28 protein-coding genes are annotated in these 25832 nt (G+C 61.7%); 9 read left to right on the top strand and 19 right to left on the bottom strand.

Translation table 11 applies throughout. The annotated features are described in order from the left end of the window. Positions 1-25 precede the first annotated feature (25 nt). The 6 genes from XB14_RS28170 to XB14_RS28145 all read right to left on the bottom strand — a co-directional run bounded on the left by XB14_RS28170 (position 26) and on the right by XB14_RS28145 (position 4559). Complete coding sequence (locus XB14_RS28170; RefSeq protein ID WP_077966831.1) at positions 26-1045, bottom strand: sulfate/molybdate ABC transporter ATP-binding protein; 1020 nt, start codon at positions 1043-1045, stop codon at positions 26-28. Then, positions 1042-1920, bottom strand: a complete 879-nt coding sequence (gene cysW, locus XB14_RS28165) for a sulfate ABC transporter permease subunit CysW (RefSeq protein WP_077966830.1) — start codon at positions 1918-1920, stop codon at positions 1042-1044. The genes XB14_RS28170 and cysW overlap by 4 nt, the downstream gene beginning before the upstream one ends. Positions 1921-1922: 2 nt before the next feature. Beyond that, positions 1923-2744: a sulfate ABC transporter permease subunit CysT gene (gene cysT / locus XB14_RS28160; RefSeq protein ID WP_077966829.1), complete on the bottom strand. Its 822-nt coding sequence runs from the start codon at positions 2742-2744 to the stop codon at positions 1923-1925. 82 nt (positions 2745-2826) lie between these two features. Then, positions 2827-3813 carry a sulfate ABC transporter substrate-binding protein gene (locus XB14_RS28155; RefSeq protein WP_077966828.1) on the bottom strand — a complete coding sequence of 329 codons (987 nt, stop codon included), beginning with the start codon at positions 3811-3813 and terminating at the stop codon, positions 2827-2829. A gap of 180 nt (positions 3814-3993) precedes the next feature. Then, positions 3994-4323: a type II toxin-antitoxin system RelE/ParE family toxin gene (locus XB14_RS28150; RefSeq protein ID WP_077966827.1), complete on the bottom strand. Its 330-nt coding sequence runs from the start codon at positions 4321-4323 to the stop codon at positions 3994-3996. After that, positions 4320-4559: a type II toxin-antitoxin system ParD family antitoxin gene (locus XB14_RS28145; RefSeq protein ID WP_077966816.1), complete on the bottom strand. Its 240-nt coding sequence runs from the start codon at positions 4557-4559 to the stop codon at positions 4320-4322. Before XB14_RS28145 ends, XB14_RS28150 begins: the two co-directional genes overlap by 4 nt. Before the next feature lie 176 nt (positions 4560-4735). On the opposite strand from XB14_RS28145, the gene XB14_RS28140 reads away from it, so the two are divergent. Further along, a complete protein-coding gene (locus tag XB14_RS28140) occupies positions 4736-5188 on the top strand; it encodes a hypothetical protein (RefSeq protein WP_077966814.1) in 453 nt (150 codons plus the stop codon). Between the two features lie 37 nt (positions 5189-5225). Then, complete coding sequence (locus tag XB14_RS28135) at positions 5226-5672, top strand: MEKHLA domain-containing protein (protein ID WP_077966812.1); 447 nt, start codon at positions 5226-5228, stop codon at positions 5670-5672. 30 nt (positions 5673-5702) lie between these two features. Here XB14_RS28135 and XB14_RS28130 read toward each other — a convergent pair whose 3' ends face one another. The 4 genes from XB14_RS28130 to XB14_RS33410 form a co-directional block, all read right to left on the bottom strand. After that, positions 5703-7145, bottom strand: a complete 1443-nt coding sequence (locus XB14_RS28130) for a TRAP transporter large permease (RefSeq protein ID WP_077966810.1) — start codon at positions 7143-7145, stop codon at positions 5703-5705. Then, positions 7142-7657, bottom strand: a complete 516-nt coding sequence (locus XB14_RS28125; protein ID WP_077966808.1) for a TRAP transporter small permease — start codon at positions 7655-7657, stop codon at positions 7142-7144. The genes XB14_RS28130 and XB14_RS28125 overlap by 4 nt, the downstream gene beginning before the upstream one ends. A 61-nt stretch (positions 7658-7718) precedes the next feature. Then, positions 7719-8774, bottom strand: a complete 1056-nt coding sequence (locus tag XB14_RS28120) for a TRAP transporter substrate-binding protein (protein ID WP_077966807.1) — start codon at positions 8772-8774, stop codon at positions 7719-7721. A gap of 359 nt (positions 8775-9133) precedes the next feature. Beyond that, entirely contained in the window at positions 9134-9457 is a 324-nt protein-coding gene (locus XB14_RS33410) for a hypothetical protein (RefSeq protein ID WP_077966806.1), read from the bottom strand. Between the two features lie 3 nt (positions 9458-9460). On the opposite strand from XB14_RS33410, the gene XB14_RS33405 reads away from it, so the two are divergent. Next, a complete protein-coding gene (locus XB14_RS33405) occupies positions 9461-9934 on the top strand; it encodes a hypothetical protein (RefSeq protein ID WP_077966805.1) in 474 nt (157 codons plus the stop codon). A gap of 209 nt (positions 9935-10143) precedes the next feature. Here the strand turns inward: XB14_RS33405 and XB14_RS28105 are convergent, their stop codons facing one another. The 4 genes from XB14_RS28105 to XB14_RS28090 form a co-directional block, all read right to left on the bottom strand. After that, entirely contained in the window at positions 10144-10656 is a 513-nt protein-coding gene (locus XB14_RS28105) for an NUDIX hydrolase (RefSeq protein WP_143348579.1), read from the bottom strand. Between the two features lie 251 nt (positions 10657-10907). Next, on the bottom strand, positions 10908-11861 hold the full coding sequence (locus XB14_RS28100; protein WP_077966803.1) for a substrate-binding domain-containing protein: 954 nt from the start codon (positions 11859-11861) through the stop codon (positions 10908-10910). 63 nt (positions 11862-11924) lie between these two features. After that, complete coding sequence (locus XB14_RS28095; RefSeq protein ID WP_077966802.1) at positions 11925-12935, bottom strand: ABC transporter permease; 1011 nt, start codon at positions 12933-12935, stop codon at positions 11925-11927. A gap of 73 nt (positions 12936-13008) precedes the next feature. Continuing rightward, positions 13009-14535, bottom strand: coding sequence for a sugar ABC transporter ATP-binding protein (locus XB14_RS28090; protein ID WP_077966801.1), 1527 nt, complete (start codon positions 14533-14535; stop codon positions 13009-13011). A gap of 162 nt (positions 14536-14697) precedes the next feature. Here XB14_RS28090 and XB14_RS28085 point away from each other — a divergent pair, with 162 nt between their 5' ends. Together XB14_RS28085 and XB14_RS28080 are read left to right on the top strand one after the other, a co-directional pair. Continuing rightward, positions 14698-15720, top strand: a complete 1023-nt coding sequence (locus XB14_RS28085; RefSeq protein ID WP_077966792.1) for a LacI family DNA-binding transcriptional regulator — start codon at positions 14698-14700, stop codon at positions 15718-15720. 133 nt (positions 15721-15853) lie between these two features. Beyond that, positions 15854-16153 carry a PRC-barrel domain-containing protein gene (locus XB14_RS28080; protein WP_077966790.1) on the top strand — a complete coding sequence of 100 codons (300 nt, stop codon included), beginning with the start codon at positions 15854-15856 and terminating at the stop codon, positions 16151-16153. Positions 16154-16305: 152 nt separating this feature from the next. On the opposite strand, the gene XB14_RS28075 is transcribed toward XB14_RS28080, so the two are convergent. After that, positions 16306-16680 carry a winged helix-turn-helix transcriptional regulator gene (locus XB14_RS28075; protein ID WP_077966788.1) on the bottom strand — a complete coding sequence of 125 codons (375 nt, stop codon included), beginning with the start codon at positions 16678-16680 and terminating at the stop codon, positions 16306-16308. Positions 16681-16948: 268 nt separating this feature from the next. Between XB14_RS28075 and XB14_RS28065 the strand changes: the two genes are divergently transcribed. After that, positions 16949-17401: a GFA family protein gene (locus XB14_RS28065; protein ID WP_077966785.1), complete on the top strand. Its 453-nt coding sequence runs from the start codon at positions 16949-16951 to the stop codon at positions 17399-17401. Between the two features lie 199 nt (positions 17402-17600). On the opposite strand, the gene XB14_RS28060 is transcribed toward XB14_RS28065, so the two are convergent. Continuing rightward, positions 17601-18854, bottom strand: a complete 1254-nt coding sequence (locus XB14_RS28060) for a TolC family outer membrane protein (protein WP_268802324.1) — start codon at positions 18852-18854, stop codon at positions 17601-17603. 362 nt (positions 18855-19216) lie between these two features. Here XB14_RS28060 and XB14_RS28055 point away from each other — a divergent pair, with 362 nt between their 5' ends. From XB14_RS28055 to XB14_RS28045, 3 genes are all read left to right on the top strand, one after another. After that, positions 19217-19708 carry a GNAT family N-acetyltransferase gene (locus XB14_RS28055; protein ID WP_077966783.1) on the top strand — a complete coding sequence of 164 codons (492 nt, stop codon included), beginning with the start codon at positions 19217-19219 and terminating at the stop codon, positions 19706-19708. 155 nt (positions 19709-19863) lie between these two features. Continuing rightward, complete coding sequence (locus tag XB14_RS28050) at positions 19864-20073, top strand: YgaP family membrane protein (RefSeq protein WP_077966782.1); 210 nt, start codon at positions 19864-19866, stop codon at positions 20071-20073. After that, positions 20070-20588 carry an RNA polymerase sigma factor gene (locus XB14_RS28045; RefSeq protein WP_077966781.1) on the top strand — a complete coding sequence of 173 codons (519 nt, stop codon included), beginning with the start codon at positions 20070-20072 and terminating at the stop codon, positions 20586-20588. The genes XB14_RS28050 and XB14_RS28045 overlap by 4 nt, the downstream gene beginning before the upstream one ends. A 52-nt stretch (positions 20589-20640) precedes the next feature. Here the strand turns inward: XB14_RS28045 and XB14_RS28040 are convergent, their stop codons facing one another. The 3 genes from XB14_RS28040 to XB14_RS28025 all read right to left on the bottom strand — a co-directional run bounded on the left by XB14_RS28040 (position 20641) and on the right by XB14_RS28025 (position 25781). Continuing rightward, on the bottom strand, positions 20641-22029 hold the full coding sequence (locus XB14_RS28040; RefSeq protein WP_077966780.1) for a sensor histidine kinase: 1389 nt from the start codon (positions 22027-22029) through the stop codon (positions 20641-20643). Then, entirely contained in the window at positions 22029-22700 is a 672-nt protein-coding gene (locus XB14_RS28035; protein WP_077966779.1) for a response regulator transcription factor, read from the bottom strand. Before XB14_RS28035 ends, XB14_RS28040 begins: the two co-directional genes overlap by 1 nt. Before the next feature lie 963 nt (positions 22701-23663). Then, entirely contained in the window at positions 23664-25781 is a 2118-nt protein-coding gene (locus tag XB14_RS28025; protein WP_077966758.1) for a carboxy terminal-processing peptidase, read from the bottom strand. Positions 25782-25832: the final 51 nt, after the last annotated feature.

The raw sequence follows: 25832 nt of genomic DNA, 5'->3' as shown, positions 1-25832 counted from the left end.
CGCCATCGGTCCGAGCGAGCGGACCTCAGACTGCAAACACAGTTGCGCGGCGCAGCGTCACATAGCCCGCGTCGCCGGCCTTCACGGCCCGTTCCGGTTCCAGGTCCAGTTCCAGTGGCACGCCGCTTCCGGTCGTCGCGATCACCCGGCGGCCGCCCGGACGGTCCATCACCCGGCTGATACTGGCTGCAACTCCAGGGCCGCCGACCGCCCAGTCGAGATCGACGGGGCGAGCGTAGAGCTCAGCCTTGCCGTCCGCGATCCCGGAGACCTCGATGACCGCGCCATCGGCATAGGCCCGACCATCACGCACCTCGGCGGAAAGCATGTTGGCATCGCCGAGGAACTTCATGACGAAGGCCGACTTTGGCTCGCGGCAGACTTCTTCCGGCGTTCCCTGCTGGACGATGTGGCCATCCTTCAGGATCACGACGCGATCGGCGAGATCGAGCGCCTCCTCCTGGTCGTGGGTGACGAAGAGCGTGGTAATGCCGAGCTCACTATGGATCTCGCGCAGCCAGCGGCGAAGCTCGCGCCGAACATTGGCGTCAAGCGCGCCGAAGGGCTCGTCGAGCAAAAGCACTTTGGGATCGACAGCAAGCGCGCGGGCAAGCGCGACGCGCTGGCGCTGGCCACCGGAGATCTGCGCCGGAAACCGTTCGCCGAGCCCTTCGAGGCGCACCAGGCGCAAGAGTTCGGCGACCCGCGCATGAATGGCCGCCTTGTCGCGCTTTGTTTTCGAAACTTCCATGCCGAAGGCGATGTTTTGCGCCACGGTCATATGCGGGAAAAGCGCATAGTGCTGGAACACGAAGCCGACGCCGCGATCGCGCACCGGGATGTCGGTCGCATCCTGGTCGCCGAAATAGATGTGACCGCCATCGGCAAACTCGAGGCCGGCAACCATGCGCAATATGGTCGTCTTGCCGGAACCGGATGGGCCGAGCAAGGCGACGAGTTCGCCGCTTTCGATCTCGAGCGAAACGTCCTTGACGGCACGGAAGGTTTGGAAAGTCTTGACGACGTGGTCAAGCCGGATCTTCATGATGCATTCTCCGCGGGATTGGCGACTGGGCGGACGCGGCCCGCCCCCTGGCGCTCCAGAGCGACCTTGGCGATGATGGTGAAAACGGCGATGACCGCGAGGATGGAGGCCGACGCAAAAGCGCCCGCCGCCTGATAATCGTGATAGAGCAGCTCGATATGCAGCGGTAGGGTGTTGGTCTGGCCACGGATGTTACCAGAGACGACCGAAACCGCGCCGAACTCGCCCATCACGCGCGCGTTGCAAAGGATGACGCCGTAGAGCAGCGCCCACTTGATGTTCGGCAGCGTGACAGAGAAGAAGGTGCGCCAGCCCGAGGCTCCGAGCGAGGCCGCCGCCTCTTCGAGGTCGCGCCCCTGGGCCTGCATCAGCGGAATGAGCTCGCGGGCGACGAACGGCGCGGTGACGAACATCGAGGCAAGGATGATCCCGGGGATGGCAAACAGGATCTTTATGCCATAAGCGTCCAGCGTCGGACCGAACAGGCCCTGCAAACCGTAAACAAAAAGGTAGGCGACGCCAGCGACGATGGGAGAAACCGAGAACGGGATCTCGATCACGACCAGCAGGAAGCCCTTGCCGCGGAAATCGAACTTGGTAATCGCCCAGGCGGCGGCAACGCCGAAGGCGGTGTTGACGGGTACGGCGATCAGAGCCGCCAGTACGGTCAGCATGATCGCGTGGCGCGTGTCGGGATGCAGGATCGTGTCGCGATAGACCTGCCAGCCCTTGGAGAAGGCTTCGACCCCGATGATCAGTAGCGGCGCGAGGATCAGGAGTGCGCCGAGCGTGAGCACGATGCCAATCAAGGCGCGGCGGAAGACGGGGCCGTCGCCGACCCGCGGCAGCGTGCGTACGGTTTTCTTGAAACTCATGGTCAGGACCTCTGCGTATAGCGCAGCGCCCGCGCCTGCAGCCAGTTGGTTACCGCCAGCATGAGGAAGGCTGTAAGCAGCAGGACGGACGCGATCGCGGCGGCTGCCTGATAATCGTATTCCTCCAGCCGGATGAAAATCAGCAGCGCGGTGATCTCGGTCGACATCGGCTGGTTGCCGGCGATGAAGATGATCGCGCCGAATTCACCGAGGCAACGGGCAAACGAGAGCGACACGCCGGCGAGCAGCACCGGCGTCAGCAGCGGCAGAATGACCTTGCGGAAGATCGCGACATCCGAGCCGCCGAGCGACTGGGCGGCCTCCTCCAGCGCCGGATCGAGGTCCTCCAGCACTGGCTGCACCGTGCGCACGATGAAGGGCAGCGAGGTGAAGCACATGGCGATCATGATGCCGAGCGGCGTATAGGCGACCTTGATACCGTAGTCGTCGAGGATCGAGCCGAACACGCCGTTGCTGGTGAAGAGCGCCGTCAGCGAAATGCCGGCCACCGCCGTCGGCAATGCGAACGGCAGGTCGACCATGGCATCGACGATGCGGCGCCCCGGAAAGCGATAACGCACCAGCACCCAGGCGAGCGCCAAGCCGAAGAAGAGATTGAAGAGCGTCGCGCCAAGGGCGGCCGTCACGGTGACGCGATAGCTGGCGAGTGCCCGCGGCGACGAGACGATCTGCCAGTAGTCGAGAGGGCCGAGGCTTGCGGCCTTGAACACGAGGGCTGCCAGCGGCAGAACGACGATCAGGCTCACATACAGCAGCGTCACCCCCAGCGACAGGCGTAACCCGGGCAGGACATTGCGTCTCAAGCGTTCATTTCCTTGTCATGTCATGGTGAAACCCGGCAGACGATTCGTCTGCCGGGCTGACTGATTGCGAGTCGTGTGGCGATCAGCGGCTGCCGTAGAGCTTGTCCAGGATGCCGCCGGAGGCAAAGTGCTCGCTCTGGATCTTGCTCCATCCGCCATAGACATCGTCGACATTGACGAGGCGAATGGCCGGAAACTGATCCTTGAACTCGCCGGCGACCTTTTCGTTGCGCACGCGATGGCCGAACTCGGCGGCGATGCGCTGGCCTTCCTCGGTATAGAGGAAGTCGAGATAGGTCTTGGCGAGCGCTTGCGTGCCATGTTTCTCGGCGACCTTGTCAACGACCGCGACCGGGAACTCCGCAAGCAGGCTGACCGAGGGAATGACAGCCTCGACCTTGTCGGCGCCGTACTGCTTGGCGATGCTGCGCGTCTCTGCCTCGAACGTGATCAGCACGTCGCCGGTCTCGCGCTCGACGAAGGTGGTCGTGGAGGCGCGGCCGCCGGTGTCGAAGACCGGAACGTTGTCGAAGATCTTGGTGATGTAGGCCTCGATCTTCGCCTCGTCGCCTTCATAGGCCTCCTTGGCCCAGGCATAGGCTGCGAGATAGGTGTAGCGCGCATTGCCCGACGTTTTCGGATTGGGAAAGACGGCGTGGACATCGTCACGGGCAAGATCGGACCAGTCCTTGATGTTCTTCGGGTTGCCCTTGCGCACCAGGAAGGACGGGAAGGAATAGAACGGCGAAGCATTGTTCGGGAACGCCTTCGCCCAATCCTTGCCGACAAAGCCGTTCTTCGCCAGGAACTCGATATCGGTGGTCTGGTTGAAGGTCACGACATCGGCCTCGAGACCCTCGAGGATCGAGCGGGCCTGCTTCGACGTGCCGGCATGCGACTGGTCGATCGTCACGCCCGGATGCTGCTTGATGAAGGCCTCGTTCTCAGCAACGAAGAGTTCGCGCGAAACGTCATAGGAGGCGTTGAGAAGCTTCGTCGGTTCCTGTGCCAGCGCAGGGGTCACAAAATGCGCGACAAGGGTGGCGCCGAGAATGAGGAGGCGTTTCATGCGGGTCTCCGGTGTTGATGCTCCCTCAGAACCTATCGGCCGGCGTGTGGGAGCGCGAGGGAACGCGGACCCTGGTTGTGCCAAGCCTTAGAAATTTCGTCTCGTTTCGACGAGGTTTCGCAACGTTTTTGCCTCAGCTTTCCCAAGGCAACCAATAGTTTACAGCCAGGGACCGAAGCGTCAGAGCTCGTTCGAGCCCTGCATCCATTGCGGGATATCCCGCTTGGCATGCAGCACGCGCCACACGTCGATATGGTCCGCCTGCGGGCGATAAAAGACGATGTAGGGATACTTCTTCAACCCGACGCTGCGCAGATCAGGGAGTGTCAATTCGTACGCAGATCGCAACGATCCGGACTCTGGATGGGCGCCGATCAGGTCGAAGGCGCCCTGAAGCGCGTCGATAAATCCGAGAGCGACGTCCGGCCCCGCCTCCGTTGCGTAAAAATCGATTGCTGTTTCAACATCGTTGCGGGCCAGCTCGCGCGGAATGATCGGCCTGCCACTCACTTCGGCTGTCGGCCGCCAACCCGCTGGCGCAAGCCGGCAAAATAGTCGGCGTCGGCTGGCTCGGCCTGCGCGGATGCGGCGCCGTCGAGCAACAGCCGGCGCAGATTGAGCCGGTCCTGATCCCGACGGATCAGCTCCCGGATATACTCGCTGCTCGTCCCATAGCCTCGCCCGGCGACCTGCTCATCGACGAAGCTTTTCAGATAGTCCGGGAGGGATATGTTCATCGTGCTCATGGGAGAAGATTAGCGTCGATGGCAAAATTTGGCAAGAATGACGGCTTTGTGGGCCTTCTGTCGCTCGCGCTCGGGACGGGAAAGTCGTTCCGGCGGCACTGATCCGGCATTCTGGGGACTAGATACATCCTTGGCGCTTTGACTAGATAGGCGTTCAAGGCAAGGTTGGCGATTCGATGACGATATTCTTCAAGGCAGCAGTTTCCGACGAAGTGGCACTCGGGATGATCGAGCGCTGTTTTTCCGATGCGAACGACTATGACGGCTATCTCGATATCTTTGCCGACCACACCGAAAAGACCGTCTCGTGGAGCAAGGGCAGATCGGTCGAGGAGTTCAAGGACCAGATCACCGAAGCGCTGCGTTCGGCCTGGGAATCCTCGCCCTTCTGGCAGGTTTATGAACGGCGCGAAGACCGGGACGACGCCGGCACCAACGAAATTCGAAGAGCCGCGATCAGCCTGACCCGCACCTATGGCGGCGTGATCGTGATCACGCTTAGCCTGCTCGGAAGGCGCAGCAGCGCAAACGACCTCGAACTGGTGTTCGTCTGCTTCCAGGAAGATGCCCAGCGCCGGAATTTTCGCGTACGCTATGACGGAAAATTCATCCCGGCCCTCAGCGCCTGAGGCGCACCTCGACGACAGGGCACGGAGACGAGGGGCGATGACAACCGAGTATGATGGCGAGGACGCCTTCACCCTGATGGTCACAAGTTTCCGCCAGGTGACGGGCAGAGACCTGGTCGATCATCCGATCGACAGCAGGTGGCTCTACGAGAGCGCACCCTTTGCGCTGCTTGCGCACGACAGGTCGGAAGATCCGCGTTTCTTCTACGCGAACAGAACCGCCCAGGCGTGTTTCGGCTATGATTGGCGGGAGTTCGTCGGCATGCCGTCGCGCCTTTCGGCCGAGGCGCCGGACCGCGCGGAACGTCAGTGCCTTCTCGACGGCGTCGCCGCCAAGGGGTTCATCGCCAATTATCGCGGCCTGCGGATCGCAAAGTCCGGCCGCCGTTTCTGGATCGAGGGTGCGACGGTCTGGCAACTCACCCGCGCCAACGGCGAACATGCCGGCCAGGCCGCCATGTTCCATAGCTGGAAGGACCAATAATCCGCGCCGGGCCGACAGGGCTCTCGAACCTCAATTCAGCAACCGGACGAGCGCCAGCGCGACGCCAGGCAACAGCGTGACGATAACCAGCCTGATCAGGTCGGCGACCACGAACGGCATCACGCCGCGATAGGTCTGCATGATCGGAACGTCGGAAGCCAGCTTGTTGATGATGAAGACGTTGAGGCCGATCGGCGGGGCGGAAAGGCCGATGCCGACGACGATGAGGACAAGAATGCCGAACCAGATGGCAACGTCCTCGGTCGGCATGCCCAGGTCCAGCGTCAGGATGATCGGAATGAAAACGGGCAACGTCAGCAGGATCATCGCCAGTTCATCCATGACGGCGCCGAGCACGAGGTAGGTGACGAGCATGCCGCAGATGACGACATAGGGCGGCAAGCCCGACTGTCCGACCATCGAGGCCAGCGTCGCCGGCATCTGGGTCAGCGCCAGAAACGCGCCGAAGACCTCCGCGCCGAGCAGGATCAGGAAGATCATTCCGCTCGTTTCAGCCGTCTGCAGCAGGGCGTTCTTCAGCGCCGAGAGGCTCAGCGTCCTCTGCAAAAGTCCTATTGCCAGCGTTACCGCGGCGCCGACCGCAGCACCTTCCGTCGGCGTGAACACCTCGCCATAGATACCGCCGACAACCGTGACCGCGACCGCCGCGGCCGAGACGATGGCGAAATCCGCCGCCAGCAGAAGCAGGCCGAAAATCACCAGCAATACCCCGCCGACGGTCCCGAGCGAACCCATCAGCCAGCCGGCGGCGCCACCGGCAAGAATGGCCAATCCCGCGGGTCTTGCCCAGAACGGACGGGGTGTCGGTGCAACTTCGGTCGCCGTCACCGGCGGCGCGAGATCGGGTCTGCGCCGGACGACGACCGCGATCGCGATGAGATAGAAGGCCGCCGCGAGCAATCCCGGCACCAAGGCGGCCTGAAACAACTTGGCGATGTTCTGTTCGGCAGTGATCGCGTAGATCACCAGGATGACCGACGGGGGAATGAGGATGCCGAGCGTACCTCCGGCGGCAATCGTCCCCGTACCGAGGCCGGCATCGACCCGCGCCCGGCGCAGTTCCGGCAGGGCCGCACGGCCGAAGGTCGCGGTGGTCGCGACCGACGAGCCACAGATCGCGCCGAAGCCCGTGCAGGCGGCGATCACCGCCATCGGCATTCCGCCCTTGAACCGTCCGAAGCCCCGTTCGGCGACGCGAAACAGCGTTGCCGCGATGCCCGACTGCTCGGCAAGCGCGCCCATCAGGATGAAGAGCGGTATGACGGAAAGCGTATAGCTCGCAAACTGGCTGTAGGTGTTGGTCTGCAGGTAGTAGACCAGCGCATGCGGACCGGAGAGAAAGGCATAGCCGGCAGCACCCACTGCAAGCATCGCAAGGGCGATCGGCATCCGGATGGCGATCAGGAGCAGCATGGCTGCGAAGCCCAGGAAGGCAATGGCAAAACCGCTCATCGGCCGCCTCCGATTTTCAGCAGGGAAACGCACAGTCCGATAAGGGACGCCAGCGCCGCCAGCACGGCGCAGATGAGATAGACCGGCCAGATCGGCCAAGGCAGCTGGATGAGCGTCGTCCCGTATCCCCTCGCCTCCAGGCCACCGGTGAACAGGCCCCAGGCGAAAAACGCCAGGCAACCGGCCAGCAGCAGGTCCCATAGGCCATCGATGACCCTTGTGACGCGATCGGGAAGAGCCAGCGTGAAGGTGTCGACCGCAATGTGACCGTTGCGCGCCTGCGTGTATCCGAGGAAGGAGAAGGCGGCGACCCCGACCGCCACCTCCACCAGCTCGTAGTCGGCCGGCACCGGCCGGTTGAACAGCCAACGGCCGAGCACGCTGACGGTGACCAGTCCCGCCGCAAGGCAGAGAAGCGTGCCGCCGATCAGTGCCAACCCGGAGGCGAGGCGTTCGACCTCGCGGCGGCGCGGCAACTTGACCGCTTCCTCGTATCCAACATCTTCCATCATTGAGGCCTCGAGCTGTTGATCATGCAGCGGCGCGTTCAGGCGGATAAAACCGGCTGAGGTTTCAAGTGCTCGAATATTTCTGGACAAGCTCCTGCGCTGCAGCGATCAGCGCCTTACCATCGAGACCCTTGGCCTTCATGTCCTCGATCCACTTGTCATGGACGGGCCTGGTCGCCTCCACCCACTTGGCCTTCTCGTCTTCGCTGATCGTGCTGATTGTTCCGGTTCCGGCCGCTTCGATCGCGGCGCGCACCTCGGCACCGACGCTGTCCCACATTTCGCCGGCCTTCTTGGCGAAAGTCATGCCGCTGTTGGCATCCAGCACGGCCTTCAGGCCGGCCGGCAAGCCGTCATACTTGCTCTTGTTCATCGCCAGGAAGAAGGTCGCGGTGTAGAGCGTCGGCGAGCCTGGGATCTCGGTATGGAACTTGGTGAGCTCGTTCACCTTGATCGAGGGAACCACTTCCCAGGGGATGACGCAGCCGTCGATCGACCGTTGGGCCAGCGCCTCCGGAACCTGCGGAATGGGCATTCCGACCGCCGTCGCCCCCAGCGCCGCCAGCGCTTCACCGGCAAGGCGGGTCGGATTGCGAAGCTTCAGGCCGGCGAGGTCCTCAGCGGTCTTCACTTCCCTGTTGGTGTGGATCAGGCCCTGATCGTGCGCCCAGAAGCAGAGGAGCTGCGTATCGCCGGTTTCCTTGAGCACATGCGTCTGGCCGTATTCCTGGCAGGCCTGCGCATTGATGGTGGCCTCTTTTGCCGCCACGAACGGAAGTTCGAACACTTCCGTGGATGGGAAACGCCCGGGCGTGTTGCCGGGCAAGGTCCAGACGATATCGACGACGCCGTTGGAGGCCTGATCGTAAAGCTGCGGCGGCTTTCCGCCGAGCTGCATGGCCGGGAAGATGTCGATTTTCAGTGCACCACCGCTCTGCTCCGCCAGCGCTTCCGCCCATGGCGTCAACAGTCGCTGGTGGACGTTGGATGCCGGCGGCAGGAAATGGTGCAGCTTCAGCGTGACTGTTTCCTGAGCACGCGCCACGCCCATTTTCAGAACGAAGGGTGCGGCAAGAAATGCACCGCCGGTCTTCATCAAGTTCCGTCTGCTCAGTTTCATTGGTTCCTCCCTGTCGACCCCATGTTCACACGCGGCGAGCATCGCATGCACGCGCCAGGGCCTTCACATCAAATGAAGGTTATCCGGCGGGCAGACCTCCCCGGTCGCTTGAAGCTTCCCTTTGCTCCTCATCGGGAAGCTTCAATCCATTAACATGTTAAGTTTATTTTGAACCGACTGTCAAGCGACGACGCCGGACTGTGAAACTGCGTGGGTTCGGCACCCTGAACGGCCGCGACGAGCGGCCTGAAATGTGCCTTTGCGTGGAGTTCGTAGCCTGCAAGACCGCAAGCAACGGGCGCGTCGACGAGCCATGCGGGAACGGCAATGCCTTGACCGCCGCGCGTGCGACGACGGGATCAGAGCACGAGCGTCTGCACGGCCCCCGCATACTCGCAGTCGAGCTTCCAATCGCTGCCGTCCTGCCAGACGCGGAGGAACGTCGCGCCATCTCTGGGAGCCGGCCGGGCCGCTCCGACGATGCAGCGATAGCGCTTGGCCATGTAGTCGAACTCGAAAGTTTCCTGCTTGACGATGTCCTCGTCGATCCCGTTTGCGAAGGGATAGGGCGCGTACATCGCGGCGGTATGGATCGAATGAACGGTTGTGATCGGTGTGCCGTTCAGTTCCGTCAACTGCGCGGTCGCGACGCAGCCGCGATGCTCGTCACCGGAGAGGAACACGACATGCCTGATCTTTCCGGCGGCGATGACGCCGAGAACATCGCGCAAGCCGTTCGGATAGCCATCCCAACCGTCGAACCGACGACAATCGCCCTTCTCTCCCGTGCCCAGAATGCCGGCAACATCCAGCAGGAGATCTGGGCTTTGCGGTGCAAGGCCTTGTGCGTGCTGCACACGGATCAACCGCGCGAGGCCGTCGACATTCTCCGGCTGATCGGCTCGGCGATGCTCGGATCGGTCGATCTTGCCGCGCAGATCTCGGCGAAGGGCGCGCTGGCGCTCGCCCTGGCGCGTACCGGGCGGCATGCCGAGAGCGTCCAGGCCGCCGCCGAAACCTTGCAACTGGTAAAATTGATGCGACGACCCTCGTCCCACAGCACCTTGGTCGGCATCTCCGGCGCCGCCGAAGTCTTCCTGCGCGGCCGCGAGGCCGGCCTCGCCACCGCCTATGAGGAATGGCCGCGCTGGGAGGGCTAGGCGCTGCACGAACTCAAACGTTATGCCCGGGTCTTTCCGATCGGCGTGCCACAACTTGCACTGTGGTCGGGCGTATCGCTCTGGCTGGAGGAAAAGGAAACAAACGCGATGTCCGTCTGGAAAGATGGCATGGCGGCCGCGCAACACCTCAGCCTGCGGCGGGACGAGGCCATGATCGCCGCCGAGCTGCGCCGCAGACGGGACAGGCTCTAGGAACGCGCGAGGCAGGCGGAGCTCTCGAGATCGCAGTCTCCAAGCCCACCCAGGCGCTCCGCGAGAAGCGTCCGCAGACCAGGCTGCCCGACGAGCGCCGCTGCGAGGGATGCCGGCACCCACTGTATCGTCCGCGCACCCTTTTCCGGATAATCGGACGCCATCGAAGCAACGGCGATAAGGTGAACCTGGACCTGATAAACGGCGGCGTTGCCGATCTTGCTGTAGGTGAACCCGCCGACTTCGTCCTTCAGCGCCGTTCCGATCACGCCGGCCTCTTCGAACGCTTCTCGAGCGGCGGCGGCGGCAGTGTCCTCACCATGTTCCAGGTGCCCCTTTGGGATACCCCAGAGCCCGGTGGTGCGGCCGGAAATCAGCAGCACCTCGAAACGTTCCCCGCCGCTTTCCCTGCGAAAGCAGATCGCACCGGCCTGGTCGACGACGACCGGCTCTGCGTCGGATACGGCAATCGCATCAGATGACAGACGTGACACAGCGGATGTTTGCATCATCGCTCACATGTTGATCTGACTGGAAGCCAAGGGAAGGCCAGGCGGCTATGTGACAGTTTTATGACGAGTGGCGGCGAAATTCAACAGGATGCTAACGCAATCGAAAACCCGACAAGACACCGTTCCTCTTGGCACCGTCTCCGCCCCGGCGGATCCCCGCTGCAGAAGGAATCGAACGGTCCGCCGGCGGTCCCACGACGGTTGATGACGGCCCGAAAACGGTGGGCCGCCATCGCATCAGACCTGGATCAGAACGGAGAATCCGGGAAGTAGAAGTCCTTGGCGTTGTCCTTGGTCACCAGCGTTGCGTCGATGGTGTAGACGCCACGAACCGGAACCTGGCCGTAGAAGTTGGCCACGGTCATTTCGAGCGCCGTACCGACCATTGCCGGAGGATAGAGCACGTCGACCGGGATCATCTTGTCGCCGTCCATGACCTTCTTGATCATTTCCTTCGAGCCGGCGCCGGCAACGACATACTGAATGTCGGTGCGCTTTGCCTGCTCGATCGCCTGCAGCACGCCGACGGCCATGTCATCGTCCTGGCACCAGACGACGTCGATCTTCGGATACTTGGTCAGGTAGTCCTGCATGACCTTGAAGGCATCGTCGCGGTTCCAGTTGCCGTACTGGCGGTCGAGAATCTTGACCTTGGAGCCTTCGATACCCTTGTCGAAGCCGTCCTGGCGCTGCTGGTCGATCGGGATCGGCAGGCCACGGATGACGACGACTTCGGCTTCCGGCGTGGTCGCCTTGATGTATTCACCGGCGACCTGGCCGAGCGCCGGGTTGTTGCCGGCAACGTAGAGATCGCGCACGGAGTTGTCGTTGACGCTCGGAGCCCGGTCGACAAGCGCCACGAAGGTCCCCTTGCCCTTCACTTCCTTGATGGCGTTGACCAGCGGATCGGGATCGGTCGGCAAAATGACGAGCGCGTCGATGCCTTGCGTCTCCAGATCCTGAACGGCGTTGGCCTGGCTTGCCGGATCGGGCGAGGTCTTGACGATGACGTTGAGGCCCGGATTGCGCTCCATCAGGAGCTTGGCGACGCGCTCGGCATGGAAAACCACACCGGCCGTCCAGCCGTGATCGGCGGCCGGGATCGACACACCGATCGTCACTTTCTTTTCCTCCTGCGCATGCGACACGCCAGAAAGCGCGGTCATGGCTGCGAGCGTCAGGCCGAATAGCTTGTTACGCATTAAGTTCCTCCCAAATATCAGGTCAGCCTGTTGCAGGCCGGGAGACCTGTGGACCCGGCCGTCTCACGATTTCCGCACCAGCGAGCGCTGGACGAGCATCGCAATGATGATGATCGCGCCCTGGATGGCCCCGATCAGGTATTCGCTGATGAAATTGGACAGCAGCATGATGTTGCCGACCAGTTCGAGGATGAAGGCCCCGCAGATCGTTCCCCAGACGCGCCCCGCGCCGCCTTTCAATGCCGTTCCGCCGACGACGACGGCGGTGATTGCCTGCAACTCCCACAGGATGCCCGTCGTCGCCGAGGTCGAGCCCAGGCGCGGCACATAGAGGAGAACGGCGACCGCCACGCAGAGGCCCTGGATGACGAAGGCGACCGTGCGCACGCGGTTGACGGAAATGCCCGAATAGCGCGCGACGTCGCGATTGGAGCCGACGGCGACGACGTGGCGCCCGTAGCGCGTCCGGTAGAGGATGAAGGCGGCCACGGCGGTCACCGCAAGGATGACGACGATCGGGACCGGCACGCCGGCGATCGTGCCGAAATAGGCGGGCCGATACATCTCCTGAAGCTCAGGCTCCTTGAGCGTGATCGCTCCGCCCTGCGACAGCCAGGTCGTCAGCCCGCGATAGATGCCCATCGTGCCAAGCGTCGCGATGAAGGGTTCGATCCTGCCGACCGTCGTGATCAGGCCGTTGGTGAGACCACAGAGCGTGCCGGCAACGATGGCAAAAAGGATTGCCGCCAGGAGCATCAGCACCGGATCAGCGATGACGCCGGAATTCATGAAGAGGATCATCAGGCTGGCGATGAAGGCGACCATCGCACCAACCGACAGGTCGAGATCGCCCGAGGAGATCACGAAAGTCGCGCCGACGGCGATGATGGCGATGAAGGCGCTTCGGGTCGCGACATTGGCGAGGTTGTTGATGCTGATGAAGTTGGGATTGACCAGCGCGCCGACCAGGAGCAGCAACGCCAGCGCAACGAACGGCGCCACGGCCCTCAGATCGATGTCACGCCAGCTGCGACGGCGTATGGCCTCCTGGCTGCCTTCCTGGTTCACGCTCATATCCAATCGAACCTCCGTCCCACCTGTCGGGAATCTTGTTGTTGTTGCCAGGGCTCGCGCCAATTGGCGCGGCTCAGGCCGCCGTTTTCTTCTTCAGCCCTGCGGCGTAGCGCATGATCTCCTGCTCGGAGATCTCGTCCCCTTCGAGAACTCCGGCGATCTGGCCTTCCCGCATGACCGCCACGCGACTGCAAAGGCCGATGACCTCGGGCATTTCGGAGGAGACGACGATGATCGAGCGGCCGTCCCGGGCGAGCGCCGAGATGAAGTGATAGATTTGTTGCTTGGTGCCGACGTCGATGCCGCGGGTGGGCTCGTCGATGATGATGATGCTGGGATCGGTTTCCATGACCTTGGCGAGAAGCAGCTTCTGCTGATTGCCCCCGGACATGCGCCCGGCCACGATCTTTTCGTCGCGGACGCGGATATCGAAGCGGCGGCGGGCCTTCGCCAGAGCCGCCTCCTCGCTTGCGGGATCGAGATAGCCAAGACGGCTGTGCCGGCCGAGCGACTGCAGCGTCAGGTTCGCCATCATGCCGGAATTGAGCAACAGTCCCTTGGCTTTGCGGTCCTTGGTCATATAAGCAAGACCGGCCTTGTTGGCCGCATGCACGTCACCAGCCGCGACGGGCTGGCCACGAACCAACACCTCCCCCGCAAGGCGCGAACGCAACCCGACGACCGCCTCCATCAACTCCGTGCGGCCGGAACCGATCATTCCGGAAAAGCCGAGGATTTCGCCGCGACGAACCTCGAAGCTTGCGTCGCGGACATAGCCCGTCGACACGGAAGCGACCCTGAGCACGACCTCCTCGTCAATGTCGGGTTCCGTCTTTGCGGCATAGAGGCTCGAGAGTTCACGGCCAACCATCAGCTGGGCGATCGCCTCACCGTCGAGCACGGATGTCGGCGACGTCTTGATCCACTGGCCGTCACGCAGCACCGTCACGCGGTCGGTCAGTTCCATCACCTCGTCGAGCTTGTGCGACACGAAGACGAAACTCGTTCCCTTGTCGCGCAGCTTGCGCACCAGCCGGAACAGGAAGTTCGTTTCCTCGCGCGACAGCACCGCCGTCGGCTCGTCCATGAAGACGACACGCGCATCGCGGCTGATGGCCTTGGCGATCTCGACCATCTGTTTTTCGGCAATCGACAGTGAGCCGATCATTGCGTTCTCGTCGACATGCGAGCCCAGCAGATCGAGCACACGACGGGTCTCGGCGCGCATGAACTTGCGGTCGAGCACGCCGAAACGGGTTACCTCGCGGCCGAGAAACAGGCTTTCGGTGACGGTCAGATGTTCGGCGAGATTGAATTCCTGGTGGATGATGACGATGCCGAGCGCTTCCGCGGCGCCATTGGCCGGCAGCTTTGCCGACTTGCCGTCAAGCAGGATCTCGCCCGACGTCGGCTGCTCGAAGCCTGACAGGATCTTCACCAGCGTGGATTTGCCTGCCCCGTTCTCGCCCATGAGCGCATGAATTTCGCCCTGACGCAGCTCGAAATCGACACTGAACAGGACCTGCACGCCGCTGAACGATTTGCTGATCCGGCGCGCGGACAAAACGACGGGAGCCCCGTCGACATGCTCCGTTGTCATTATCCCCTCCCGGCGGCCTCCACCGCTATTTCAATGATGTAAACCTTTACACTCGCCGATGTAAAGGTTTACATCATGGTTGCCCGACATTTTTTTTGGCATCTTCGTTTGACCGTCGGGCGAACCTGTGTAACGTCCTCGCAGCAGATTCCGAGGCCAAGCGTGTCCAATTCCCAGCCCGCAACCATTGAAGACGTCGCACGGATCGCCGAAGTGTCGATCGCGACCGTTTCGCGGGCCATTCACATGCCGGAGAAGGTTGCCAAATCGACCCGGCTCAAGGTCAACCAGGCGATCGCGATCACCGGCTACACGCCCAACGCGATGGCGCGCAGCCTGAGGCTCGGCCGCTCGAACATGATCCTCGTGGTCGCGCCCGATATCGGCGACCCGAACTTCTCCAGCATCCTCGTCGGTCTCGAAAACGAAGCGCGCGCACACGGCTACGGCGTCTTGATCGGCCATACGCAGAACGACGCCCAGCGTGGCCTGGAGTATCTGAAATTCTTCAATTCCAACCAGGCGGCGGGCATGATCCTGTTTACGGGCATCCTCCCCTTCGGCCATCAGACGCTGACGGCGCGCCTGCCGCCGACCGTCGGCGTCTTCGAGCCGGTCTTCAACGGCGGCATTCCCTATGTCGGGGTCGATGATGTCGAGGGCGCCCGCAAAGTTGTCGACCTCCTGATATCCGAAGGGCACCGGCGTATCGCCTTCATCGGGGATTCCCATACCCGCCTCGCCTATGGCCGGCGTCGATCCGGATACGAAGCCGGTCTCGCCGCGGCCGGGCTTCCCGTAAACCGCCAGCTGATCCTGGAAGGCGATGGGACGGTGGAAAGCGGCAGGCTGGCGCTGGAACAGCTCTTCATGCGTGACGACCTTCCGACCGCCTTCATGTGCGTCAACGACCAGACTGCGCTGGGCGTGACACTCGGCCTCAAGGCGCGTGGCTATGACATACCGCAGGACTTTTCCGTCACTGGCTTCGACGATGTCCCGCAGGCGGGTTTCATGTCCCCGTCGCTGACGACCATCCGCCAGCCCCGCACCGCCATCGGCAAGCACGCGATGGCGCTGCTATTGGAACTGCTTTCTGACCGGGCCCCTTCCGAAACCGAAATCCTGTTGAGGCCAGACCTGGTGATCCGCAACTCCGTCGGGCCGCCGCCGCCACGACGATAGAGCAATGTTGGGCGGGCCGGAAAGCCGCGGGTCCCTCCAGGCAGTCATCCTTTTTGTCGACCTCATAAGCGATCGTATGGAACCGTTGGTTCTCATCCCGGTTCTCCCCGTGTGATATCAAAGGAGAACCAAGATGGATCACACTGGTCACGTACGCCTGCCAGCCACGGAACTGACGCCGGCTGTTCTGGAAGGCGCAACCGTTTACGGAGCAGATGACGACAAGGTCGGCACGGTTGATCATGTCCATGGCGTGGGTGTGGCGAGCACCGTCATCATCGACGTCGGCGGTTTCCTCGGCATCGGTGCAAAACCGGTCGCCGTCCCCCTTGCCGATCTCGACTTCATGCGGGACGAGGACGGCGACGTCCACGCCGTGACGACATGGACCAAGGATCAGCTCAAGGAAATGCCCGAGCATCGTGACCCGTAGGCGGGGCCACGATGACCCGCAGGCTTGAAATTTCCTGCGTGCCTGCACAATGACTGCAGTCGGATTGCGGTGGCAGCGTCCTTGGCCGCCGCATCCGACAAGACGGCGCTGGAACGCGGCCGGCGCGACAGTCTCCGGCGAAAAATGAGATATCAGGCCTCGGCCAGCACGGGCGCACCGACCTCGCCATGTCCGCCGCCCTTCGAGGCCAGCCTCGCCTGATGCTCCTTGCCCCACGTCGACAAGACCGTGACCGCAGCGTTCAGGGACTTCCCAAACTCCGTCGCCGAATACTCGACCTTTTGTACAGCGCCCGGGAAGACCTCACGGCGAACAAGGCAATCAGCTTCCATTTCGCGAAGCTGCTGAGTGAGGACCTTTTCACTGATGCCCGGAAGGAGCCGCCGCAATTCACCGAAGCGGCGTGGTTCGATGTTGACCTCCCACAAAATGAGCGTCTTCCATTTGCCGCCTATTGCGTTCAGCGCCGAAGCAAAGCCGCAATCGTCCTGCTGCAACCGTTTCACTCGCAATGCTCCTTACGTCCGAGTTACCGCTTACTTTAAAGTGCGTAATTTACAGGCTCCGAAAACCGCTCCTATTGGACGGCAGCTTTGTCGGGCGCGCGATGACCGTGCTCCCCAGCCAATCGGAGTTATCGTTCATGATCAATATAGGTGCTGTCGGCGCGGGGCGCATGGGGCCTGCAGTCGCCCGGGTATTTTCGAACAGGCTGGAAGCCGTCACCGCAGGCCATCTGCGGGGCGACTTCGCGGCTCCTGGAAGGTGCATGCGATGAGCACGAGCGATCGCCTGCAAGAACATGGACGACCGCAGGATGCGGAAGACACCGGCAAGAGAACGGCACGCTGTGCGTGCGGTGGTCTGAAGATGACGGTTACCGGTCCTCCCGCGCGCGTCTATGCCTGCGCGTGCCTGGAATGCCAGCGGGCAACGGGATCCGGTTTCGGTTACCGCGCCCGATTTTCCAAGCAAGCCATCGCCAACATAGAAGGCGAACGCCGGGTATGGCGACGCAACGGCAGCTCGGGACGCTGGGTGGACCAGACCTTCTGCCCGACATGTGGGACGCTCGTCTACATGGAGGCGGAAGCCCTTTCGGATGCGGTGGTGGTCTCGGTCGGGTGTTTTGCGGACCCAGAGTTTCCGCCGCCGGCCGCCGTCTTCTGGGCCTCGCGCCGGCACACATGGTATGACCTGACGGAGGGGATCGAGACATTCGGATAGGATCGCTGTTGCGGCCAGCCTTCAGACACCCGCCAAGACCAGCGCTCGGCGCACTACGGGCAGGCCGAATCGCTCAGCGTCTCCAGGTCGAATGCGGTCGTCCGACCGGAAGATTGTGTGCATCCGTCAGAGTCTCGAGAGGCGTGTAACCGAGCCGCCGCGGCCAAGGCCGCGGCGCAAGAATGAAAGGCGCGTCCGCTCAGCGCCCTTCGGCATCCGTCCGTTTCGCCACTATGCCCAGGTCCCTGGCGCCCAGCCTGCCGATGGCGGAGAGGATTCGGTACCCGCCGACCACTGTGTCGCGCTCGGCGTTGGCAAGTTTCACCTGCGCTTTCACCACATCGGCCTGGGCTTGGAGAACGTCGAGGAGGGTGCGCTGGCCGATCGCCTGTTCTTCCATCATGCCGTCCTTGGCCATTGTTGCCGCCTTGACCGCCGCCCGGCTGGCGGACGCGGTCGCGAGGGCTCCCTGGTATTGCGCCCAGGCAGAGGCCGCCTTCGCCTGAACTTCAGCGTGCTGAACATCGACAGTGAAGTGCGCGTTCCCGAGGCTCTCTTTCGACCGACGCACTTCCGCCGCCGCCTTCCCGCCATGGTAGACGGGCACCTTTATCTCGATGCCGACCTTGCGCTCTGTCCCCGATCCGTCGAACCTCATCGCGTTGATCACGCCGGCGTCATCGTGTCCTCTCCCGATTCCAATCGCACCATTGACGCGAGGCAGGAGTTTTCCCTCGCTGACGGCAACATCGAACATGGCTCCTTCCGCAAGGTGCCGTTTTGCAAGAAGGGCGGGATGCTGCTTCGCCGCTATCGCCAGCGCCCGGTCGAGATTGGCAGGCAGCATTTTCAACGGAACCTTTCCGCCGATAAGCTTCCCGGGCTCGTCGCCGATGATCTGCCTGTAGGTGGCCTGGGCGCGTTTGACCTCGGCGTGGGCGAGGCTCAGCTCCGCCTGCGCTGCGGCGCGGCGGGCCTCGGCCTGGGCGATGTTCGTTCGTGTCCGTTCTCCCGCAGTATGGCGGGCGGTCTCGGATCGCGTGAGTTCCTTGAGGAAATCGAGATCCTGCTTGCGCAACGCGGCGATGCGGCGCGCCAGCACGACGTCCATGTAGGCTTCCGTCGCCTCGAACAGGATATTCTGTTCGGTGTTGCGGGTGTTTTCCTCGGCTGCGCGCAGCCGTACCTTGTTGACCTCGACATTGTTTGTCGTCTGCAGTCCGTCGAAGAGGGTCTGATCGAGAACGATGCCAAACGTGCCGCGATTGCTGGCTGCATTGGTGTCGTAGCCGATCCCGCTGCGCCAGGCGATCTTCGGCTGCATCGCCGACCTTGCGATATCGATATCGTACGCGCTTGCGCGCACCCCGGCTCTCGATGCGTTGAGCGTCGGGTTGTTGCGGTAGGCCTTCGCCAAAGCGCTTGAAAGCGGCTCGGCATGCGCCTGCCCCATGGCAATCGGCGAAATCATTGCAACCAGGGCCACCAGTATTCGTTTCATCGAACAGGAATCTCCGTTGGGAATCCGGATCGCGCCGGCAGCGAAGCGATCCGGATCGAGGGCACGGAAACGTTCGTCGGGGCGCGTCGAGAGACGGCCAGCGGCCGAACGGTATTTGACCGACGACGTGGCGGGGACACGACTGCCGAGATTGGCGTCGGTCCCTGCCCCTGCTACCGTGAGGTTCTGCCGTTGGGGATGGCAGGCAATCTGGATACCTCAGCGGACCACAAGCGGACCTCCCACGAGCATGGGAAAGGCCACGACTTACGGCTGTGATCGTCAGGCCAGTTTTCCAATGGGAGGAGTTTGCGATGTGCGATATTCGGCCGATGCGGGCGGACGACAAGCCGGAAATCTTGCGGTTGTGGCACGAGGGCTGGCACGATAGTCACGCCGATCTCGTTCCCCAAGGCATCCTTGCGTTTCGGACACCCGAGCACTTTTCGCTATGGCTGGAGGAGGCGCTGGACTCCTTTTACGTGGCCGTTGACATCGCACCAATAGGGTTCGTTTCGCTGAAGGGGGCGGAAGTGGTCAAGCTCTATGTCAGCAGAAGTGCCCGCGACGCCGGAACGGCCCGGACCTTGCTATCCTTCGCGGAAAATCTGCTGTTGAAAAACGGAGAGCAGAAAGCAGAGCTCTTCTGCACCGCCGGCAATAGCCGCGCGGAAAGGTTCTATCAGCGCGCGGGATGGCACCTCGCGTCTTCCTTCGAAGATACCTTGTGGGTTCCAGGCGGGGTCGAACACAGATTTTCGGTCCGGACCCACCACTTCGAAAAAACCTTGAGGCCCTCCGCCTGAGACCAGGAATGACACGGTTGTACGGGCAAGCGCCTTCGTTACCCTTGCCGATGTATCGGAAGCTGAGAAAAAATCGTGCCGCCGCGAATCCTTTTCCATGCTCCGCGCCTCTTATGACCGAGACGACCGGTCTCGGTTTGCATCGGAGATGTTGCATGGCATTTTTTCGCAAGAATATCGGTATAGGGCAGCAGGCAGTGCGGATTGGTCTCGGGATTGGCGCCGCGGTGCTGGCATACAGTTTTCTGAGCGGGTGGATCGCATTGTTGGTGGGCGTATCGGCCCTCACCTTTGTCCTCACCGGCATCATCGGCTATTGCCCGGCCTGCGCCGTTGCCGGGATCCATGATCGGAGCAAGCCATGAACACCAAGGCGGTGACGACCGAAACCTTCCAAGCCGCCCGGCACGGCGATCGCAATGCGATCGTCCGGCTGCTCGAGCGGACGCAGCCGGATATCCGCCGATATGCCCGAGCAACCTGCCGCACCGCCGATGTCGACGATGCGACACAAGAAACGCTTTGGCTTCTGTCGCGCCACGTCGGCGCGATCCGCGCGCTGGCGACCCTGTCAAACTGGTTGTTCAGCGTGGTTCGGCGGGAGTGCCTGCGGCTGGCACGACGCAGCGGTCTCGTCGCCACCCTCGACGAGGACGCGCTTGAGACAAGCCTGGTGCAGCGGCCAGAACACGTGTTGCGGCTCGATCTGGCCGCCGCGTTTGAGGCGCTGCCACCGCACTATCGCGATGTGGCTCTGATGCGCGACCTCGAGGAGATGACCATTGACGAGATCGCCGCCGCGCTTGATCTTTCGCGGCAGGCGGTGAAGGCGCGGCTGCACCGCGCACGCCTGCTGTTGCGCGAATATTTGGCGGGGTGAACGGGCCGAAGAGACCCTGCGCGAGCGGTTTCAGGAAACAGCGGCACGGCTATCACGAAGGCGCGGGTTCCTTCGCAATTTTCGGAAACGCCAGATCGACGACCAAACCGCCGTCCGCTGCTTCTCCGAGCGTCACGGAACCGTTGTGAGCCATCATGATCTGGCTGACGATGGCCAGGCCCATGCCTGTTCCCTCGCTCGCGCTCGAGCTGCCGCGCACAAACGGCCTCAGCATCTTTTCGCGTTCAGCGGCTGGGATTCCCGGGCCTTCATCGGTGACGCGCACGATGCGGGCTTGAAGAACCTCGACCACGAGCACTTCCGTTCCGCGTGCGTGTCGCATCGCATTGATGATCAAGTTGTCCAGGGCGACCCGGATGGCCGGTTCCGATCCGGAGATCATGACCCGCCCCTCCGATGCTTTGAACTCGATGTCCATGCCCTGATTCATCGCGGACGGCACATGCTCGGCAATGATCGCACGTGCCACGACTGCGAGATCGATCGCGGCGAACGTCAGCGACTGACCCGACAAGCGAGCCAGTTGCAATGATGTCGTTACGATCGATGCCAGACGCGCCGCATCGCGAACCAGGACGTCCCGCACGTCCGGATCCTTCACCAGGTCAAGCTTTAGTCGCAGTTTGGTCAGCGGCGTCCGCAGTTCGTGGGATGCATTGGCGAGAAAATTACGCTGCGCTTCAAACGCGTTGTCGATGCAACTGAGCGCGGAATTGAACGCAGCCACCATCGGCTTCAGTTCTATGGGCGTGTCCCGGTCCGATATCCGGCGCCCATTGGGAAGCCCGTCGATCTGTTCGGCCGAATCTACGACCCTTCTTACCGGGGTTGCGATGGTGCGCTTGACCGCAACGACAGCAATCGTGGCCGTGGCGACGAGAACAATTCCCAGAAGGTGGTAGAGCCCCTGGGGCCAAATTTCGCGCAGGACCACGAGCAGCGTTTCAGCATTCGAAAACGACACTCCGCCGACCACAACCAGTTTGGGTGGATCCTCCGCATTCAGTTTTCGCAGCCCGAGAAATCGCTGATGGCCCTTGACGTAAGAAAACTCAGAGGAAAATACCTGGGGAGAGGTCGTATCAATGATGCCTTGAACCGATGCCGGCACGGCACCGTGTATGATGGATTGGGTTCCATCACTGATAAAGTACCAGAAGTCGGACTGCTCTTCGGAAAGCCTGATAATCTTTTCCGCGATTACGCCTTCCACCTCAAGAACAAACTTGCCGGTATGGTCATAGCCCACACCGTCCTGGAGAAGTTCGACGACACTTTCGACTGCGATTTTTTTCCTGCTCTGCCCATCCGTCAACAGGAACACCGCGACGGTGAGCACGGTGCTTATCACCATCATCAGCGCCATGCCCAAAATGAGCACGATGGCCACCGGAAAGGCGATCGAATTCGGACGCTCCATTACTCTTGCACCAGCATGTAGCCGATGCCGCGAATGGTCCGGATCGTTGCGTTGCAATTGCCCTCGCGTAGCCGCTTGCGCAGCCGCGAGACATGAGAATCGAGCACGTTGGACTCGATCTCCTCGTCGATATTGTAGACGGCTGCCTCCAGGTTGTCGCGCTGGACGACGCGTCCCGCTCGCCGGATCAACGCTTCCAGGACGGCGAGTTCGCGTCTTGGAATGCTCATTGCATTCTCGCCGATCATGGCGGAGCGGTTGGTGAGATCAAACGACAGATTGCCGAATTGCGTACAGCCGGTCTCGTCCAGGCTGTAGCGACGAAGAACCGCCCGCGCCCGTGCAATCAGTTCCATGGGCTCGAACGGTTTGCCGACATATTCGTCAGCACCCTTGTCAAGCGCCGACACGATATCGATCGGATCATCCAATGCCGTCAGAACGACCGTTGCCGGCCGCGGACGGAGTTGTCGCAGCGTCGGCAAGAGCGACAGGCCGTCACCATCAGGAAGGTTGCGATCGATGATGACGAGGTCGAACTTGAAGGCGAGCAATGCGGCCTCGGCATCCGCAACCGTTTCAAATACATCCGCGACGCCGATCGCGGCTTCCATCATGGACTTCAGCGAAGACGCCAGTTCACGATCATCTTCTACGATCAGAATTCGCATGTACCTGCCGATGTTGAATATGATTAAATTCTAAAGATTCGAAGTTTCTTCGAAGCGGTTCGAAGGAAATTCTAAATAACGCGCAATTGGTCAGGTCGAAATCACCCAATTGAAACAGGTTTGTCTAAACCACCCGCATTTCCGGCGTCAGTCGTAAGCATATACCGGAGGATCATAATAGCGCCCTCCACGCCGTTCATCGGACATATCAAGACGTTGCAGGCAATTGGCATAGCCATCGGTTCCCGGCACGAATCCGTACTCTGCACAACGGTTTCTGTATTCTGCGGTTTCGCATCCCGCCAGCGCAATCAGCAGGCCCGTCGCAATAAAAAGTCGCATAATATTACCTCGGCACGTTTCCAGTTTTTCTGGCGCTCAGATCGCATTGCGACCTTGCGACAATGTTACGAGCGGCGCGCCGCCCGCACTAACGGCTGCCAATGGAAGAGTTTGTTTTTCCATTGGAAATGGTCGCGTCAGGCGCAACTGACGGGAGCTCTGCTCCCTTGTCCGTCCATGACGGCGACGCTCCGAGCGAAGCACCGATCATGCCGACGACACCAGGAGCGCGACCGAAGTTCTCGCCGAGCGATGTATGAAGGACGAAATTTCCGGGGCTCTTTGCCGGCGGCGCTTGCTTGAATTCGATATCCGGGAAATCAGAACGATCCGGTTTCAGGCACCGTAATGTCCCTGCAAGAGAACAATAGGACATAGATGCACAACGACTTTACCTGGAGCGTATGCATGTACCTTTTTATGTTCTTTATCGCGATAATTGTGAGCAGCATTCTATTCTTGAGCGCATACTCGATGTACTCGCAGCTCAGCGACAGCGACAATATTTTATAGATTGGGTTATTGGCCTCGAGCGCAGGAAACAAGAAGGTCGACAAAACAGACGCTTTGTCGACCTTTTCTCGGGGCGGAGCGCATCGCCGCGGCCGTTGGCCGGGCGGACTACTGTCCGTTGGCGTTTGCCGGCTGTTGCGTGGCTGCCTTCAGCTCGCCGTCCCTCAAATCCGCCTCGTCGGCGAGAATGGCGGTCGCTTCCGCAAGCAGAACGTCCTTTGCGTTCTTGCGGGCTTTCTCCATGGCGATATCGGCACTCAGGCTGCGTTCGTCTGCGTTCAGCCCATCATCTTCACCGGTATCCTCGCCATCGCTTCCCTGCGCCCGAGCCTTGAGGCGATTTTCGCGGTCCTTCAATTCCTGGCGACGTTCGGCTTCATTGAGGGAGACGACGCCTTTCTCGCGTTGTGCCTTGATGTCGGCGATGTCTTCGAGCAGGCGCTGGAAGTCCGGGTCGCTTGCAACGCGCGCATCATGGCGGCCCTGCAATGCCGGCAGCAGCGCGGTGACCGTATCGGCCGGCGCATAGTCTGCGGGCTTGATCTCTGACCACGGCAGGGCGTTGTCATAGCTCGTCTCGCCAAAGCGCGTCGGGTCGGAAAGCCCCGGCAAGCTGATATCGGGCGTTACGCCGTGCAGCTGCGTCGTGCCGCCATTGATCCGGAAGAACTGGGCGATCGTCACCTTGAGTTCGCCGAATTCCGGTTTGCTGTTGCGGACCATCTGGTCGAGATCGACAACGGTTTGAACGGTGCCCTTGCCGAAGCTGGGTTCGCCGATGACGACACCCCGGCCGTAATCCTGGATTGCCGCAGCAAAAATCTCGGAGGCCGACGCCGACCCGCGATTGATCAGAACACCGACGGGGCCTGACCAGAGAGGCTCGGGAAACTCCGAGCTCGTGACCACGACCTTGCCGTCGCCGCTGCGCTGCTGAACGACCGGTCCAGAGCCGATAAACAGGCCGGTCAGGGCGATCGCCTGGTCCAGCGAACCGCCGCCATTGTTGCGCACATCGATGAGAACGCTATCGACCTGCTCCTGCTTCAACTCTTCGAGGAGCTTTGCGACATCGCGGCTGGCGCTGCGATAATCCTTCTCTCTTTTGCGCCGGGCTTCGAAATCCTCGTAGAATGCCGGCAGCGTGATCACCCCGATCTTGCGCGTGGCATCGCCCGCCTTCACGGACAGAACGGTCTTCTGCGCCGCCTGCTTTTCGAGGCTGATCTTGTCGCGCACCAGCGTGACGATGCGATGGGCGGCGTCTGCTCCGGCATCCGCCGGCAGGACATCGAGGCGCACGACCGATCCCTTTTTCCCCCGGATCAACTGCACGACTTCATCGATGCGTGTGCCGACGACTTCCTTTATCGGGCCATCGTGGCCCTGCCCGACGCCGGTGATGCGGTCTCCGACCGAGAGCTTGCCGGACAGTTGCGCCGGCCCGCCGGGCACGAGCTCGCGGATCGTCGTGTAGTCGTCGCGTTCCTGCAGCACCGCGCCGATTCCAACCAGCGACAGCTTCATCGCGATATCGAAATCGGCCGAAGCGCGTGCGCCAAAATAATCCGTGTGCGGATCGACCGACGTCGTGTAGGCGTTCATGAACGACTGGAAGACATCGTCACTCTTGTATTTGGAAGCGCGCTCCAGCGCGTTCGCATAGCGCTTGTCGAGCGTTTCGCGAATGGCCGCATCGGTCTTGCCGCTCAGTCTCAACCGCAGCCAGTCGCTTTTCACGCGTTTGCGCCACAGTTCGTTGCTCTCGGCTTCCGTCTGCGGCCAGGGCGCCTTCTCGCGCAAGAGGGAGTAGTCCTCCCGAGCGGTGAAATCGAAGTCCTGCTTCAGCAGTTCGCGCGCGTAGTTCATGCGGTCGACAACGCGCTTTCCATAGACGTTGAAGATCGTAAACGGGATCTTCAGGTCCTTGTGCTTGATGGCGTCGTCGATCTCGTTGCGATCGGACTTGAAGCTGTCGATGTCCGCCTGCAGGAAGAGTCCCCGATCCGGATCGAGGGAGTCGATGAAGCTGTCCATGATCTTGGCCGACAGGGCGTCGTCGAGCGGAACGGGCTTGTAGCTGTAGCGGGTCAGAAACTTTGCGCTCAACTGAGCGGCCTGCGCCTGCTGCTTCAGCGGCTCCAGAACGGGAGGCGAGGCAACGTCAGCATGGGCGGGCGGTACGATTGCAAGAAATGCACCAAGGAAGACGTATGAAATGCGCATTCAGCGTTGATCCAATTCTTAATGCCGAGTGTCGAAACAGGATCTAGGTGA

The organism is Ensifer adhaerens (genome assembly GCF_002007205.1).
Lineage (GTDB): Bacteria > Pseudomonadota > Alphaproteobacteria > Rhizobiales > Rhizobiaceae > Ensifer > Ensifer adhaerens_D.
This window is presented reverse-complemented; position numbering and strand designations above follow the sequence as displayed.

What these genes read in the sequence shown, in the direction of transcription:
- XB14_RS28170 (WP_077966831.1), bottom strand. Translation starts at nt 1,045, where the DNA reads ATGAAGATCCGGCTTGACCACGTCGTCAAGACTTTCCAAACCTTCCGT.
- cysW (WP_077966830.1), bottom strand. Translation starts at nt 1,920, where the DNA reads ATGAGTTTCAAGAAAACCGTACGCACGCTGCCGCGGGTCGGCGACGGC.
- XB14_RS28155 (WP_077966828.1), bottom strand. Translation starts at nt 3,813, where the DNA reads ATGAAACGCCTCCTCATTCTCGGCGCCACCCTTGTCGCGCATTTTGTG.
- XB14_RS28145 (WP_077966816.1), bottom strand. Translation starts at nt 4,559, where the DNA reads ATGAGCACGATGAACATATCCCTCCCGGACTATCTGAAAAGCTTCGTC.
- XB14_RS28140 (WP_077966814.1), top strand. Translation starts at nt 4,736, where the DNA reads ATGACGATATTCTTCAAGGCAGCAGTTTCCGACGAAGTGGCACTCGGG.
- XB14_RS28135 (WP_077966812.1), top strand. Translation starts at nt 5,226, where the DNA reads ATGACAACCGAGTATGATGGCGAGGACGCCTTCACCCTGATGGTCACA.
- XB14_RS28130 (WP_077966810.1), bottom strand. Translation starts at nt 7,145, where the DNA reads ATGAGCGGTTTTGCCATTGCCTTCCTGGGCTTCGCAGCCATGCTGCTC.
- XB14_RS28125 (WP_077966808.1), bottom strand. Translation starts at nt 7,657, where the DNA reads ATGATGGAAGATGTTGGATACGAGGAAGCGGTCAAGTTGCCGCGCCGC.
- XB14_RS28120 (WP_077966807.1), bottom strand. Translation starts at nt 8,774, where the DNA reads ATGAAACTGAGCAGACGGAACTTGATGAAGACCGGCGGTGCATTTCTT.
- XB14_RS33405 (WP_077966805.1), top strand. Translation starts at nt 9,461, where the DNA reads ATGCCTGATCTTTCCGGCGGCGATGACGCCGAGAACATCGCGCAAGCC.
- XB14_RS28105 (WP_143348579.1), bottom strand. Translation starts at nt 10,656, where the DNA reads ATGCAAACATCCGCTGTGTCACGTCTGTCATCTGATGCGATTGCCGTA.
- XB14_RS28100 (WP_077966803.1), bottom strand. Translation starts at nt 11,861, where the DNA reads ATGCGTAACAAGCTATTCGGCCTGACGCTCGCAGCCATGACCGCGCTT.
- XB14_RS28095 (WP_077966802.1), bottom strand. Translation starts at nt 12,935, where the DNA reads ATGAGCGTGAACCAGGAAGGCAGCCAGGAGGCCATACGCCGTCGCAGC.
- XB14_RS28090 (WP_077966801.1), bottom strand. Translation starts at nt 14,535, where the DNA reads ATGACAACGGAGCATGTCGACGGGGCTCCCGTCGTTTTGTCCGCGCGC.
- XB14_RS28080 (WP_077966790.1), top strand. Translation starts at nt 15,854, where the DNA reads ATGGATCACACTGGTCACGTACGCCTGCCAGCCACGGAACTGACGCCG.
- XB14_RS28065 (WP_077966785.1), top strand. Translation starts at nt 16,949, where the DNA reads ATGAGCACGAGCGATCGCCTGCAAGAACATGGACGACCGCAGGATGCG.
- XB14_RS28060 (WP_268802324.1), bottom strand. Translation starts at nt 18,854, where the DNA reads ATGGGGCAGGCGCATGCCGAGCCGCTTTCAAGCGCTTTGGCGAAGGCC.
- XB14_RS28055 (WP_077966783.1), top strand. Translation starts at nt 19,217, where the DNA reads ATGTGCGATATTCGGCCGATGCGGGCGGACGACAAGCCGGAAATCTTG.
- XB14_RS28050 (WP_077966782.1), top strand. Translation starts at nt 19,864, where the DNA reads ATGGCATTTTTTCGCAAGAATATCGGTATAGGGCAGCAGGCAGTGCGG.
- XB14_RS28045 (WP_077966781.1), top strand. Translation starts at nt 20,070, where the DNA reads ATGAACACCAAGGCGGTGACGACCGAAACCTTCCAAGCCGCCCGGCAC.
- XB14_RS28040 (WP_077966780.1), bottom strand. Translation starts at nt 22,029, where the DNA reads ATGGAGCGTCCGAATTCGATCGCCTTTCCGGTGGCCATCGTGCTCATT.
- XB14_RS28035 (WP_077966779.1), bottom strand. Translation starts at nt 22,700, where the DNA reads ATGCGAATTCTGATCGTAGAAGATGATCGTGAACTGGCGTCTTCGCTG.
- XB14_RS28025 (WP_077966758.1), bottom strand. Translation starts at nt 25,781, where the DNA reads ATGCGCATTTCATACGTCTTCCTTGGTGCATTTCTTGCAATCGTACCG.